The sequence below is a fragment of the Pseudomonas sp. MPFS genome (assembly GCF_022537035.1).
GTDB classification, from domain to species: Bacteria; Pseudomonadota; Gammaproteobacteria; order Pseudomonadales; family Pseudomonadaceae; genus Aquipseudomonas; species Aquipseudomonas sessilinigenes.
This window is the reverse complement of sequence record NZ_CP066123.1, coordinates 4,154,859-4,167,511: the sequence shown is the minus strand read 5'-3', so window position 1 is coordinate 4,167,511 and position 12,653 is coordinate 4,154,859. Positions and strand designations below refer to the sequence as shown.

Annotated in this window: 12 protein-coding genes and 1 pseudogene; 2 read left to right on the top strand and 11 right to left on the bottom strand. The window is 65.4% G+C overall.

Translation table 11 applies throughout. The annotated features are described in order from the left end of the window. Positions 1-9: 9 nt before the first annotated feature. The 4 genes from I9018_RS19015 to I9018_RS19000 all read right to left on the bottom strand — a co-directional run bounded on the left by I9018_RS19015 (position 10) and on the right by I9018_RS19000 (position 3,845). Positions 10-1,071, bottom strand: a complete 1,062-nt coding sequence (locus I9018_RS19015; RefSeq protein ID WP_241107213.1) for an FAD-dependent oxidoreductase — start codon at positions 1,069-1,071, stop codon at positions 10-12. 18 nt (positions 1,072-1,089) lie between these two features. Beyond that, a complete protein-coding gene (locus I9018_RS19010; RefSeq protein WP_241107212.1) occupies positions 1,090-1,656 on the bottom strand; it encodes a GrpB family protein in 567 nt (188 codons plus the stop codon). Positions 1,657-1,809: 153 nt separating this feature from the next. After that, the gene (locus I9018_RS19005; protein WP_241107211.1) at positions 1,810-3,351 is read right to left on the bottom strand and encodes an MFS transporter; all 1,542 of its coding nucleotides are present in this window, start codon (positions 3,349-3,351) and stop codon (positions 1,810-1,812) included. Further along, positions 3,348-3,845 carry a heme-binding protein gene (locus tag I9018_RS19000; protein WP_124347942.1) on the bottom strand — a complete coding sequence of 166 codons (498 nt, stop codon included), beginning with the start codon at positions 3,843-3,845 and terminating at the stop codon, positions 3,348-3,350. Before I9018_RS19000 ends, I9018_RS19005 begins: the two co-directional genes overlap by 4 nt. A 103-nt stretch (positions 3,846-3,948) precedes the next feature. Between I9018_RS19000 and I9018_RS18995 the strand changes: the two genes are divergently transcribed. Further along, the gene (locus I9018_RS18995) at positions 3,949-4,830 is read left to right on the top strand and encodes a LysR substrate-binding domain-containing protein (RefSeq protein WP_241107210.1); all 882 of its coding nucleotides are present in this window, start codon (positions 3,949-3,951) and stop codon (positions 4,828-4,830) included. A gap of 95 nt (positions 4,831-4,925) precedes the next feature. Beyond that, positions 4,926-5,256 (top strand): annotated as a pseudogene (locus I9018_RS18990) (VOC family protein); the annotation flags it as partial. Positions 5,257-5,294: 38 nt separating this feature from the next. On the opposite strand, the gene dhaL reads toward I9018_RS18990, so the two are convergent. From dhaL to I9018_RS18955, 7 genes are all read right to left on the bottom strand, one after another. Beyond that, entirely contained in the window at positions 5,295-5,936 is a 642-nt protein-coding gene (dhaL, locus tag I9018_RS18985) for a dihydroxyacetone kinase subunit DhaL (RefSeq protein WP_241107209.1), read from the bottom strand. A gap of 3 nt (positions 5,937-5,939) precedes the next feature. Beyond that, the gene (locus I9018_RS18980) at positions 5,940-6,941 is read right to left on the bottom strand and encodes a dihydroxyacetone kinase subunit DhaK (RefSeq protein ID WP_241107208.1); all 1,002 of its coding nucleotides are present in this window, start codon (positions 6,939-6,941) and stop codon (positions 5,940-5,942) included. Positions 6,942-7,006: 65 nt separating this feature from the next. Further along, on the bottom strand, positions 7,007-8,125 hold the full coding sequence (locus I9018_RS18975) for an alcohol dehydrogenase catalytic domain-containing protein (protein WP_241107207.1): 1,119 nt from the start codon (positions 8,123-8,125) through the stop codon (positions 7,007-7,009). Positions 8,126-8,164: 39 nt separating this feature from the next. Continuing rightward, positions 8,165-8,923, bottom strand: coding sequence for an SDR family oxidoreductase (locus I9018_RS18970; RefSeq protein WP_241107206.1), 759 nt, complete (start codon positions 8,921-8,923; stop codon positions 8,165-8,167). Between the two features lie 65 nt (positions 8,924-8,988). Beyond that, positions 8,989-10,011, bottom strand: a complete 1,023-nt coding sequence (locus I9018_RS18965) for a substrate-binding domain-containing protein (protein WP_241107205.1) — start codon at positions 10,009-10,011, stop codon at positions 8,989-8,991. A gap of 46 nt (positions 10,012-10,057) precedes the next feature. Then, on the bottom strand, positions 10,058-11,050 hold the full coding sequence (locus I9018_RS18960) for an ABC transporter permease (RefSeq protein ID WP_241107204.1): 993 nt from the start codon (positions 11,048-11,050) through the stop codon (positions 10,058-10,060). Further along, positions 11,047-12,534 (bottom strand): sugar ABC transporter ATP-binding protein, encoded by a 1,488-nt coding sequence (locus I9018_RS18955; protein WP_241107203.1) that lies wholly within the window; start codon positions 12,532-12,534, stop codon positions 11,047-11,049. The genes I9018_RS18960 and I9018_RS18955 overlap by 4 nt, the downstream gene beginning before the upstream one ends. Between the last annotated feature and the right edge of the window lie 119 nt (positions 12,535-12,653).

Sequence of the window (12,653 nt, the reverse complement as noted above, 5' to 3'; positions counted from 1 at the left end):
TGCGACGGGTTAATGATCGAACCGGTCCGGGCGGCAAGGGGCGAGTTCGGCGCACTGACGCGCCTGCAGCAACTCCTGGCAGATGAGGCGCCCGACGGTGGGTGCCAGGGTTACGCCGGCATGCATCACGGCCAGATAGAGCCTTGGATGCGTGTGGCATGGACCGATAACCGGCAGTTGATCGACAGGCATCGGGCGCTGGCCCACCTCCACGCTACGCAGCGTTACCGACTCGGCGCCGCAAAATGACTGGTGGATGCTGGCCAGGGCCTGTTCAGCGATGGCCTGTGGCCCTTGGGGGCCTTGGGCGTCGATATAGTCCTCGGCCGCCAGCAGGCTGCCATCGCTGGCTTCGCGTATCTCCAGCAGGTCGTTGGAAACCAGGGTCTTGACCAGCCCAGGGGGGGCATTCAGGCGCAGCAGGATCGACGGTGAAGGCTGGACCGGCAGTTCGATGCCCAGGGGCGCCAGCAGGGCTGGCGTGCCACAGCCTGTGGCCAGCACCACGTGGTCGGCCTGATGGACCCCGGTCGAGGTGATGACCCGGACGGGGTCCTGCCCCTGCACTTGTAACTCCAGCGCCGCCGTCTGGAGCAGTATCCGAGCCCCATGGCGCCGAGCGCCTTCAAGCAGGCAGTCGGTGACGGCTAGCGGGTCGAGGCTGCCTTCGCCCGGGGCGAACCTGGCCCGTTCCGGCGGCTGGCGCAGGTTGGGCTCCAATTGGCCGATCCGATCCTGATCCAGCCACTGGCGTGCAAGCCCGGGCTGCTGGTCATCTGCCGAGGGGACATCTTCCGGGTGATAGCACAGCGCTCCGGACCAGTTGATCTGCAAGTCCGGTAGTTCCTGCTCCAGGCGCCGGTAGTCGGCCAGGGCCTGGGTGCGCAGGGGGCGTGCGGCAGCAGGAAACTCCCCCAGGGGATTGATCCAGGCGAATGAATGAGCGGTGACGCCGGAGCCGGGGCTGGACTGCTCCAGTACGGTCACCTCGGCACCCTGGCGGGCCAGGTGGTAGGCGATGGAGGCGCCGACGATGCCCGCGCCCAGTACAACGATCCGTGGATGGTTCATGTTCACCTCGTCCTGTGGTCAGTGGTTGCGCTGCCGTTCGGCCAATGCCTGGGCCTGTACCCGTTGGATCCAGGCATCCTTGCAGTCACTGTAGGCATGGGAGTCGCCAGGGTGCAGGGCCTGGCAGCGAAGTTTTTCCTGCTGGTAGTCCTGGGCGATGCCCGGGTGTTGGCGCAAGTGGTCGGCAAAGGCCAGGTGCCGCTCGATCTCCGGCGAGCCCTGGGCATAGCAATGCAACTGCACGAGACGTTGACCGCTGTCCGGATCGTCGAGGCTGCAATAACGCCGCCCGGGCAGTCCCAGCTCGCCGCGCCAGGCATAACCCAGTTCCTGCAAGGCTCTTTGGCAGGCATCCAGCTCGGCCAGCGAGCGGACTTCCGGCAGCAGGTCGAGCACCGGCTTGGCGACGATGCCGGGAATGGCGGTGGAGCCGATGTGATGGACCTGGAGCAGATTGTCGCCCAGTGCTGCGTGCAGGGTGCCGGCGACCCGGCGAGCCTGCTCGGCCCATTGCGGATCGTGAGGGCGCAGCTCGACCTTGATCGGCATCGGCAACGCCGTGGCGGCAGGTGGTACGGGGCTCATGGGCGGGTGTCTCCAGGCATTGGGGTGGAGGGGGATTGGCTGGGCGCACCTTAACCGCGGGGCGTGAGCCGGGCAATTTGCGCAATGTTATGAAATTGCAAGCGAGCTACAGGCGCCTTTGGCACCGCACCTGTAGCCGTTGCCAGGCGTTGCTCAGGAGGACTTCAAGGCCACGCCCTGGACCTGGGGCAAGGGGTTGCGCATCAACCGGCCCACGCACAACGCCCCCAGCAGGGCCAGGCAGCCGGCCACCGCCAATACCCGCGTGAATCCGCCGACAAAGGCCTGCAGGGCCAGGGGCTCGAGCAGTGCCCTGGCGCTGTCCGGGAGGTTGGCCAGGGCACCTTGCATGTCGCCCGCCACTACCTGTGAGGCGATACCCGGTGCTTTCGCCAGCCAGGGCCCAGGTACCTGGCTGAGGCTGTCTTGCAACAGCTGTCGGGTCTGATTGCCCAGCACGGCACCGAACACGCCGATGGCCAGCATGATGGCGCTGAAGCGCATGGTGGTGCTCATCCCCGAGGCCATGCCGGTACGTTCCCGGGGCACGCAGGCCATGATGTTCTTCTGCGTGTCGCCGTTGAGCAGGCCGGCACCGGCACCTGTCACGGCAATCGCCAGGGCGAAGTTCAGGTAGCCCCCGGCATGCACCGCCCAGGCGCTGAGCAGGTTGCCGCTGCCCACCAGGGTCAACCCGGCGGCCATCAAGGTGGCGGGCGGATAGTGTCCGGCCAGGCGTGCGCCGATCCGTGGGCAGACCAGCATGGTCAAGGCGAAGGGCAGCATGCCCAGCCCCGAAGCGATGGCCGAGAAGCCCAGGCCGTTCTGCAGGTAGAAAGGCAACAGGGTCATCATCACCTGGGCGCAACCGGCGTAGGCGAACATGCCCAGCAAGGCTCCGATGAAGCGCGGATGGCGAAACAGTTGCAGGTCCACCATGGGGCGTTGTTGCATGCGCTCGACCAGTACGAACAGTCCCAGCAGCACCAGGCCGGCCAGTAGCCTGATAACGGTGACCGGATGGCTCCAGCCGATGCGGTTGGCGTCGATCAGGCCCCAGATCAGGCAGAGCAGGCTGGCGCTGAAGGCCAGGCTACCCCAGGGGTCCAGGCGGGCGGCCCGGGTATCGCGGGACTCCTCGACGTTACGCAGCACGCTCCATAGCAGCAGTGCGCCCACCGGCAGGTTGAAGTAGAAGATCCAGCGCCAACCCAGGTACTCGGTGAGCAATCCGCCGACCGTGGGCGCGGCGGTCATCGCCAGGCCCATGCAGCCGCCCCAGAAGGCCCAGGCCTTGGCGCGCTCCATCTCGTCGTGAAAGGTATGGCCGATGGTGGCCAGGGCCGAAGTCAGCAGCAGGGCTGCGCCGACGCCCTTGAGTGCCCGGGCGATGTCCAGGACCAGGGCGTTGGGCGCGGCGCCGCAGCCCAGGGAGGCGAGGATGAACAGGCCAAGGCCGCAGAGCAGGGTGCGTTTGCGGCCGAAGCGGTCGGCCAGGCTGCCGGCGGGCAGCAGTAGCGCGGCAAAGGCCAGCATGTAGGCGCTGACAACCCATTCGATATCGACGAAATCGGCCCCCAGGTCCCGGGCGATGCTGGGCAGGGCCACCGCGACGATGTTGGTGTCCAGGACGATCAGCGAGCACACCCCGGACGCCGTCAGCAGGGTCAGGCGCGGGTTCAGTGGGCGGTTCATGGCGCGCTCTGGCGGTTGAGAGTAGCCAGTGCCGCCAGGGCGATTTCATCGTCATGGGCCGGAGTATCGGCACTGACCCCGATGGCGCCGATGACCTGGCCATCGACGATGATCGGCTGGGCTCCCTTCATCATCAGCAGGCCTGCGCTGAGGGCCGCCGGGCGCCCGCCGTTGATCGCGTTCTCCAGGTCGCCCGAGGGGCGGCGGAACAGCGCCGAGGTGCGGGCCTTGCCCTGGGCCAGTTCGATGCCGGCGACTACCGGGGCGCCGTCCATGCGCGCACCGATAATCGGCCAGCCGCCGTCGTCGACAATCACCACTGCACAAGGCCAGCCTTTGGCCTGGGCAGTTTCCTGGGCGGCCTTGAGCAGGTTCTGGGCGCGCTCCAGCGTAAGGATTGCCTTGTGGGCAACAATGGGTTGGGTCTCTGCGGCCACGGCGTTTTGCAGGCTGCAGCAGGTGATCATTGCCAGAAGCAGGGGTTTGACGCGCATGGCACGCTCTCTCTAGTGTGGAGGTCCGTCGAGCTTATCCCGGTCGTTGGCGTGGTTCGTTAGCCACTGACCGCTAGTTCATTACCTTTGAGCTAATGCATTTATGGACATTCGTCACTTTCGCTACTTCCTGGCGGTGGCCCGCCAGCGCAATTTCACCCGTGCCGCGGAGCAACTGGGCATCGCGCCGCCGACCCTGAGCCGGCAGATCCAGGACATGGAAAAGGCGCTGGGGACCCGTTTGTTCGTGCGCCAGCAGCGTGAGGTCAGCCTCACCGAGGCCGGGGCCACGTTGCTCCTGGAGGCCGAGGCCACGGTGCGTCAGTTCGAGTTCGCCCAGCGCAATGCACAACGTGCCGGACGTGGCGAGATCGGCCATATCGAGCTGGGTTACGTGGCCTCGGCGATGTACTCGGGATTGCTGCAGAAGCAGGTCCAGGCGTTCGCCCGCGATTGCCCGGATGTCAGCCTGAGCGTGCGCGAATGCCCCATGGCCACCTTGCCGGCGCGGATCGCCGACGGGCGCCTGGATGTGGGTTATATCCGTGCGCCCATGACCCTGCCGGAGGGTGTCGAGGCCATTCGCCTGGATGCCGAAGGGTTTGTCCTGGCACTGCCGGCCGAGTCCTGGTTGTGCCGCTTGCCGCAGATCGCCTGCGAGCACCTGCTCAATGAAACCTTCATCCTGCCGGAGCAGATCAACGGCACCCTGCAGGTGGCGGCCCAGGGCGGCTATGCCCCCAAGCTCGGTGTACAGCCCGGTGGCCTGGTGGCAGTGCTGGCCCTGGTATCCCTGGGGCAGGGTGTCGCCGTGGTGCCGGAGTCGGTGGTGGGCCATGTCAGCCTGCCCCATGTCCTGTACCGACCGATCCTGGGTAGCTCGGCCTGTTCCTGGCTGTCACTGGTCCATCGGCGTTTCGAGCAGGCCCCGGCGGTGACTCGCTATATCGAGCAAGTGCGCCGCGAATACCGCAGCAAAGCTTGACAGATCATCTTCAAGCAACGGCCTGGGTCGCATGTTCCCTGAGTCATTCCTCTGGTTTCAGGAGCTGTGTCTTCGATGAGCAATCATCTGATCGACTGGTACTGGCTATCATCGACTAGGTAGCCGCCGAGAACTTCTACATAAGCGTGCTGGGCATACAACCGGAAACCTCTGCCAGGGGGTGCAAGGCCTTCAGGCACAGCCATCAGAAGATCAACCTGCATGTGCGTGGCCAGGCGTTCGAACCCAAGGCCCACCTACTGGTGCTGGCGGCACTGGATTTGTGTCTTACCGCCAGCGAGCCCCTGGAGCAGGGACTTCCCACCTGCAACAGGTCAACTGGCCGATCACGAAGGGCCAGTGCTGCGCTCCGGCGCCAGCGGGCCGGGCCGTTCGGTGCACCTGAGGGACCCGGGCCTGAGCCTGTCAAGATTTCCGAGCAGTTGTAGCTGCACCTGTCTGTTTCAGAGCCGAATGCCGATGGAGTCGGCGAGGCGGGTCAGGATCAGGCAGCAGGACACCGCCCCGGCATCTAGCGCCCCCAGGGAACGCTCGCCCAGGCGGCTGGCGCGACCGATGCGCGCCACCAGGTCGCGGGTCGAATCCCGGCCCTGGGAGGCCGCGCTCTTCATCCGATCCAGAGCCTCCTGGAACGAGGCACCGGCACCTTGGGCCGCCTCGAAAGCCTTTACCGCGGGAATCAGGGTGTCCATCAGGCACTTGTCGCCCACGCCGGCTTCGGTGATGTCCTGCAAGGAGGTCAGGCCGCCCCGCAGCAGGCGGGCAAACCCGGCTGCGTCGATCTGCCCGGCCCCGCGCACTTCATTGGCCATGCCGATGAACAGGCTGCCGTACAGTGGCCCCATGGAGCCGCCGATGCCCTCCATCAGGCTCAGTGTCAGCTCGTCCAGGGCTTCGGCCAGGCTCAGTTCGCGGCCTTCGAGGGCTCGCCCGCAATGGGCGAAGCCTTTGGCCATGTTGATACCGTGGTCGCCGTCGCCAATGGCGCCGTCGACTTCGCTGAGGTACTCGCGGTTGGCGACAATCACCGCCACCAGGTCACTGACGATGGCGCCGCCATCGGCGCTGGAAAAGTGCTGGTTCATGTCTCACTCCGTCTGGGTCATGCCGATGGAACGGCAAGGCTGATCGATCAGGTGGCGCAATTCGGTGTCCAGGCCCAACAGGGTCAGGGTCACCCCCATCATCTCTAGCGAGGTGAAGTAGTTGCCGACATAGCAGCGGTGAATGCTCAAGCCCTGGGCACGCAACAGGCGCTCGACTTCGGCGTAGAAGATGTACAGCTCCATCACCGGCGTCGCGCCGAGGCCGGAGACCAGCACCACCAGCGCTTCATCGGCGTGAAAGTCCCGGTCGGCGAGGATGGGCGCCAGCATGCGCTTGGCCATGGCTGCGGCGGACTCGATGGGGATCACCTCGATACCCGGCTCGCCGTGGTGGCCGATGCCCAGTTCCATCTGCCCGTCGGCGATCTGGAAGTTGGCCTTGCCCACCGCCGGAATGGTGCAGGGAGTGAGGCCGACCCCGATGGAACGGCACTGGTCGACGGCCTTCTGCGCCACCCGGATCACTCCGTCGAGATCGTAGCCCGTGGCGGCTGCGGCGCCGCCGACTTTCCACATGAAAATTTCCCCGGCCACGCCCCGCCGCTTGTGGATTTCCGTCAGGGGCGCGGAGGCTACGTCGTCGTTGGCCACCACTGTGCGAACTTGCAGGTCCTTGCTGGCGGCCATCTTCATCGCCAGCTTGACGTTCATGTTGTCGCCGGCGTAGTTGCCATACAGGCACGCGACCCCCGCGCCCCGATCGGAGGCACGAAACGCGTCGAAGAAGCTCTTGGCGGTAGGTGAGGAGAAGATCTCGCCCACCGCCACGGCGTCCACCAGCCCGGGGCCGACATAGCCGAGGAAGGCCGGTTCATGGCCGGAGCCGCCACCGGTGACGATGCCCACCTGGCCTGGCACCGAGGGCGTGCGCTTGGTGATGACCCGGGGATTGATTTCGTATTGCAGCAGTTGCGGGTGGGCGGCAAGGATGCCTTGCAGCATGTCCTCGACCACCTGGTCCGGGTCGTTGATCACTCGATTCATGACGGGTTTCCTGTGTTCTTGTTCTGGGTCGATGCAAGGTCGCAGCACATCTGTGCACGGACTGGTCAAGGTTTGAGAACGACCTTAAGCGAACGCTCGCCCCTTTCCATTACCGCGAAAGCTTCCTTGAAGTCCGCCAGGGCGAAGGTGTGGGTGACCACGTCGCGCATATCGATCTTGCGCTGGCCAATGAAGTCGATGGCTCGCGGGTACATGTAGGGCCCCAGGTGCGAGCCGAGCACGTCCAGTTCCTTGCGGTCGCCGATGATCGACCAGTCCACCGTGGCTTCGTCGTTGAACACGCTGAACTCGACGAAGCGCCCGAGCTTGCGCAGCATCGCCAGGCCCTGGTTGACCGCCTTGTGATGCCCGGTGGCCTCGATGTAGATGTCGCAGCCGTAGCCCTCGGTGAGGGCGCGGATCTTGGCCAGCACATCCTCTTTCGCGGGGTTCCAGACCTCGTCGGCGCCCATGCGCAGGGCCAGTTCGGCGCGCTCGGGCTTCATGTCGAGGACGATCAGGCGCTTGGGGTTGCGCAGCCGTACCGCGCCGATGATGCCCAGCCCCAGGGTGCCGGCCCCGGCTACCACTACGATGTCGTCGAAGTCGACGTCTGCGCGCTCGGCGGCGTGCAGCGAGCAGGCCAGGGGTTCGATGAGGATGGCTTCGTCCGGCGGGATGCTGTCCGGCACTTTGTGCACGATGCCCTCGCGGGTAAAGATCATGTACTGGGCCATGGCGCCCTGGACGTTGTTCTGGAAGCCGTACAGATCGTGCTTCTGGCACATCCAGTACTGGCCGTGGTTGCAGAAGCGGCAGCCCCAGCAGGGCACGATCTGCTCGGAGATTACCCGATCGCCGACCTTGACCCCGCGTTTTTCCGCCCCCGGCCCCAGGGCCACCACCCGACAGACGAACTCGTGCCCGGGGATCATCGGCGGCTTGACGTAGCGCGGTTGCTCGGCGTCGCCCCAGAACGAGGGCGCGCCGCGGTAGGTCTTGATGTCGCCCATGCAGATCCCGCACAGCTCGACTTGGGTAAGGATCTCTTCGGGCCCGGGTATCGGCACCGGGACCTCTTCGAGGCGGTAGTCCTCGGGGCCATAGCAGACGACGGCCTGCATGGTGGCCGGGATGACCGGGGGCAACGCTTGGGCAGTGGCATTTTCGAGCAGGCTGGACATGGGCGGGAACCTCGCTGCGATTTGTGGAGTATCCGTGGGTTACTGAATGCTGTAGCCGCCGTCGATCACCACGTTTTCACCCGTGATCATCTTCGCCGCGTCACTCAGCAGGTAGAGCACCAGCCCGGCAATTTCCTCGGGCTGGGCGAAGCGGCCCACGGGAATCTGCAACCGGGCCCGCTCCCCCAGCTCGCCGGCCCAGGCTTTTTTGCCCAGGGCGGTTTCGACGATGGTGGGGGACACGGCGTTGACGTTGATGCCATGGGGCGCCCATTCCATGGCCAGGACCTTGGTCATTCCCACCACCGCGGCCTTGCTCGCGCAGTAGGCTACGTGCCGGTCGAGGCCGATCACCGCGGCCTGTGAAGCGAGGTTGACGATGCGCCCCTGGCCCTGTTCGAGCATGTGCCTGGCGCACGCCTGGGCGGCAAAGAAGCTGGCCTTGAGATTGATGTCCAGAGTGGTGTTCCAGGCGTTTTCCCGCACCTCCAGGGCCTTGTCCAGCAGGGCCACCCCGGCGCTGTTGACCAGGAAATCCAGGCGTCCGAAGTGCGTCGCCACCAGGTCCACCGTGTCCTGCAACTGATCCAGCTGGCGCAGGTCCAGGGTCAGCCCCAGGTGCCCGTTACCCAGGCCGGCAGCGACCTCGACCACCTGCGGGTCGCGGTCGAGCAGGGCGACCCTGGCACCGCGTTCCGCCAGCAGGCTGGCGCACGCCAGGCCGATGCCGGCGGCGCCGCCCGTAATCACCGCGCAGCGGCCGTTCAGGTCGAAGGCCTGATCCCAGAATCCGGACATGTCATGTCTCCTTGGAAAGAAAGGTTGCGCTCATGGGGTGTGCCGCAGTACGCCCCACACTCGGGTCATTTACTGCCGGCAACCTGCTGGTACAGCGCATCGGCGTTGTCGGCGGTCACCGGTACCCAGGGCAGGATGTACAGCTTGGCGCTGCCATCACCCCATTGCAGGTCCTTGGCGTAGCGCTGCCAGATCACCGATTGCGGTTTGTACTCCTTGCCGGCGAGGGTTCGTAGGGCAACGTCCAGGGCACCCTGGGACTGCGCCTGGGCGTCCTGCAGGAAGGTGGTGATGTCGCCCTTCTTGGCCGCCTGGATGGCGTCCGGCATGCCGTCGATGGAGGTCACCGGCACCTGGGCCGGCGACAGCCCCCGGGACTTCACCGCCTGCAGCGCGCCCAGAGCCATGTCGTCGTTCTGCGCGATGATCCCGGAGATGCCGCCGTTGGGGTGGGCGTTGAGCCAGTCCTCGGTCAGGGACAGGGCTTCGGCCCGGGACCAGTTGGCGGTCTTCATTTCGATGACTTTGATCTGCGGGTGCTGCTTGAGCACTTCCATCTCGCCTTTTTCGCGATCGATCTGCGCCGACTGGCCGATCGGGCCCTGGATGACTACCACATTGCCCTGGCCCTTGAGCTTGTCGACCATGGCCTGGGCCTGCAGGCGGCCGCCCTCGACATCGTCGTTGCCGACATAGGGCACGCTGGCGCTGGCCACCTTGGTGTTGGAGGCGATCACCGGAATGTCATTCTCCTGGGCCCGGGCCACGGCGCCGACCCCGGCCTTGGTGTCGATGGGCACGAAGATGATTGCGTCGTAGTGCTGGGTGACCATGGTCTCGATCTGGTTGTTCTGGGTCAGGGCGTCGTAGTTACCGTCGAACACGGTGATCTGCACTGTGCCGTCCTTGACCGCCGGGTGCTGCTTGAGCTCGCGCACCCAGTTCTGCATGAACTGGCCCTTGAGGCCATATACCGCGGCGCCGATCTTGTAGGTCTTGGCTTCGGCCAGGGCCATACCGCTGGTGAGCAGCGAGGCCGCCACCAGGGTGAACAGGGAACTGCCGAGCAGGGTAGGAGAAAGCTTCATGGGGAACTCCGTTATTGTTGTTGGCGTTCGTTCGGGAGAGGTGAAATCAGCGTTTCTTCTTGCGCCAGACATCGATGAGCACCGCGAAGACGATGATCAGCCCCTTGGCGACTTGCTGGTAATAGGAGGACACCCCAAGCAGATTCAGGCCGTTGTTGATCACCCCGATCAACAGGGCGCCGAACAGGGTGCCGACAATGCTGCCGGTGCCACCGGAGAGGCTGGTGCCGCCGATCACCACCGCGGCGATGGCATCCAGTTCATAGGACATGCCGGCCTGGGGCAGGGCCGAGGTGGTGCGGGCCGAGAGCACCACGCCGGCCAGCCCCGCCAGTAGCCCGGAAACCACGTACACCGAGAACATCACCTTGCGCACGCCGATACCGGAGGTGCGCGCGCTCTTCTCGTTGCCGCCTACGGCGTACACATAGCGGCCGTAGGTGGTGTAGCGCAGGACCATCCAGAAGATCAGCGCGACCACGGCGAAGATCACCACCGGCACGCCCAGCGGGCCTATCTTGCCGATGCCCAGGGCCAGGTAGTTTTCCGGCAGGTCGGTGACCGGGCTGCCATCGTTGAGAATGAAGGTCATGCCCCGGGCCACGCTGAGCATGCCCAGGGTGGCGACGAAAGGCGGGATCGACAGATTGGCCACCATGAAGCCGTTGATCATGCCCAGCATCGCCCCGGCGAACATCCCGGCGCTGACCGCCGCCAGCAGGCCGTAGCCCTGGGTGGCCACCAGGGCGCTGCAGAGCCCGGCAAAGGCCAGGATCGAGCCCACCGACAGGTCGATGCCGCGGGTCAGGATCACGTAGGTCATGCCCACCGCGAGAATGCCGTTGATCGAGGTCTGGCGCAGGATGTCCATCCAGTTGCGCCAGGTCATGAAGTACTCGCTGGCAAAGGCCATCACCAGGCACAGCAGAATGAAGACCAGCGGCAGGCCGAAACGGTCTAGGACCAGGCGCAGGCGGCTGGGGGCGGCCGGGCCGAGGGCATTGGCAGCAGGGGCAGGGATCAGGGTCTTGGCGTTCATGAGGCGAGACTCAACAGGGCTTCCTGGGAAAGGGCGGTGTCGTTGCTGATGGTCACCAGCCGGCCGCCCTTGAAGATTGCAATGCGATCGCTCAGGTGCAGCAGTTCCGGGGCTTCCGAAGACACCACGATGGCGGCGCCGCCACCGCGCACGAACTGGTCCAGCAACTGGTAGATCTCCTGCTTGGCGCCTTCGTCGATGCCTCGGGTCGGTTCGTCGCAGAGCAGGCACACCGGAGCGGTGGACAGGCACTTGGCGAGCACTACCTTCTGCTGGTTGCCGCCGCTCATGGATTCCACCGGCAGCTCCAGGGAGCTGACCTTGATCTGTAGGCGCCGGACCATGTCCCGGGCCAGGGCCTGTTCCTTGCGGGCGTTGATCAGCGAGCAGCGCGATAGCTGTCCGTAGGCGCTTAGGGCGATGTTGCTGAGGATGCTGCTGCCCAGCACCAGGCCGCTGTCCTTACGGTCTTCGGTGACCAGGGACAGGCCGGCGCGAATGCTCGCCCCCGGAGCACCCGCCGGCAGCGGCCGGCCTTGCAGGGTCACGCTACCGGCGTCGGGGGTAGTGAGGCCGTAGATGCAGTTGAGGAACTCGCTGCGCCCCGAGCCCATCAGGCCGTAGATACCGAGGATCTCGCCCTGGCGCAATTGCAGGCTGATGTCGTGGAATTCGCCATGGCGACTCAGGTGCGAGACCTCAAGGCAGGCCTGGGTAGTGCATTCGCGGCCGAGCTTGTGGTCGATGCGTTGCAGCTCCTGGCCGACGATGCCGCGCACCAGGTGGGTGCGGTCGATGTCCGCCATGCGCCCGCTTTCGACGAAGGCACCATCGCGAAAGATGCTGTAGTCATCGGCGATCTGCGCCAGTTCGCTGAGGCGATGCGAGACGTAGATGATCCCGGCGCCGCGCTCGGTGAGGCGGCGGATAGCCCGGAACAGGGTCTGGGTCTCGTGTTCGCCGATGGCCGAGGTCGGCTCGTCCATGATCATCACCTGACAGTCATGGCTGAAGGCCTTGGCGATTTCCACCAGTTGCACCTGGGCCACGCTCAGGTCGCGCATCGGGCTTTGGGCGTCGACATCGAACTCCAGGCTTTCCAGCAGCGCCCGAGTGCGGCTGTGAAGGGCTTTGCGGTCGACGATACAGCCCAGGCGCCGGGGTTCGCGGCCCAGCCAGATGTTCTCGGCCACGCTCATGTCGGGGATCGGTTCCAGCTCCTGGGTGATCATCGCCACGCCAGCAGCGAGGGCCTCGCCGGGACGGTCGAACTGCACCGCACGACCATTGAGCAGGATGCTCCCGGTGTCGCGCCGGGTGATGCCCATCAGAATACTGAGGAAGGTGGACTTGCCGGCGCCGTTGCCGCCGCACAGGGCGTGCACGCTACCGGCACGCAGGGCGAGGCGGCCATCGCGCAGGGCGGGGACCCCGGCATAGGCCTTGGCGACATGTTCAGCCTGGAGCAGTAATGGCGGGGCCATCGGCGTGTCCTCGTGCTGTGAATTCTTATTAGGTCGCAGAGTACTGTTGCGTTGTGATCATATGTGTATCAAATGAAATTCTGATCAGTCAATCTCTTTCGCGTTAAAACTGATTTCAC

Coding starts and splice junctions, on each gene's coding strand:
- I9018_RS19010 (WP_241107212.1), bottom strand. CDS start 1,656: ATGAGCCCCGTACCACCTGCCGCCACGGCGTTGCCGATGCCGATCAAG.
- I9018_RS18960 (WP_241107204.1), bottom strand. CDS start 11,050: ATGAACGCCAAGACCCTGATCCCTGCCCCTGCTGCCAATGCCCTCGGC.
- I9018_RS19005 (WP_241107211.1), bottom strand. CDS start 3,351: ATGAACCGCCCACTGAACCCGCGCCTGACCCTGCTGACGGCGTCCGGG.
- I9018_RS18975 (WP_241107207.1), bottom strand. CDS start 8,125: ATGTCCAGCCTGCTCGAAAATGCCACTGCCCAAGCGTTGCCCCCGGTC.
- dhaL (WP_241107209.1), bottom strand. CDS start 5,936: ATGAACCAGCACTTTTCCAGCGCCGATGGCGGCGCCATCGTCAGTGAC.
- I9018_RS18965 (WP_241107205.1), bottom strand. CDS start 10,011: ATGAAGCTTTCTCCTACCCTGCTCGGCAGTTCCCTGTTCACCCTGGTG.
- I9018_RS18970 (WP_241107206.1), bottom strand. CDS start 8,923: ATGTCCGGATTCTGGGATCAGGCCTTCGACCTGAACGGCCGCTGCGCG.
- I9018_RS18955 (WP_241107203.1), bottom strand. CDS start 12,534: ATGGCCCCGCCATTACTGCTCCAGGCTGAACATGTCGCCAAGGCCTAT.
- I9018_RS19000 (WP_124347942.1), bottom strand. CDS start 3,845: ATGCGCGTCAAACCCCTGCTTCTGGCAATGATCACCTGCTGCAGCCTG.
- I9018_RS18995 (WP_241107210.1), top strand. CDS start 3,949: ATGGACATTCGTCACTTTCGCTACTTCCTGGCGGTGGCCCGCCAGCGC.
- I9018_RS19015 (WP_241107213.1), bottom strand. CDS start 1,071: ATGAACCATCCACGGATCGTTGTACTGGGCGCGGGCATCGTCGGCGCC.
- I9018_RS18980 (WP_241107208.1), bottom strand. CDS start 6,941: ATGAATCGAGTGATCAACGACCCGGACCAGGTGGTCGAGGACATGCTG.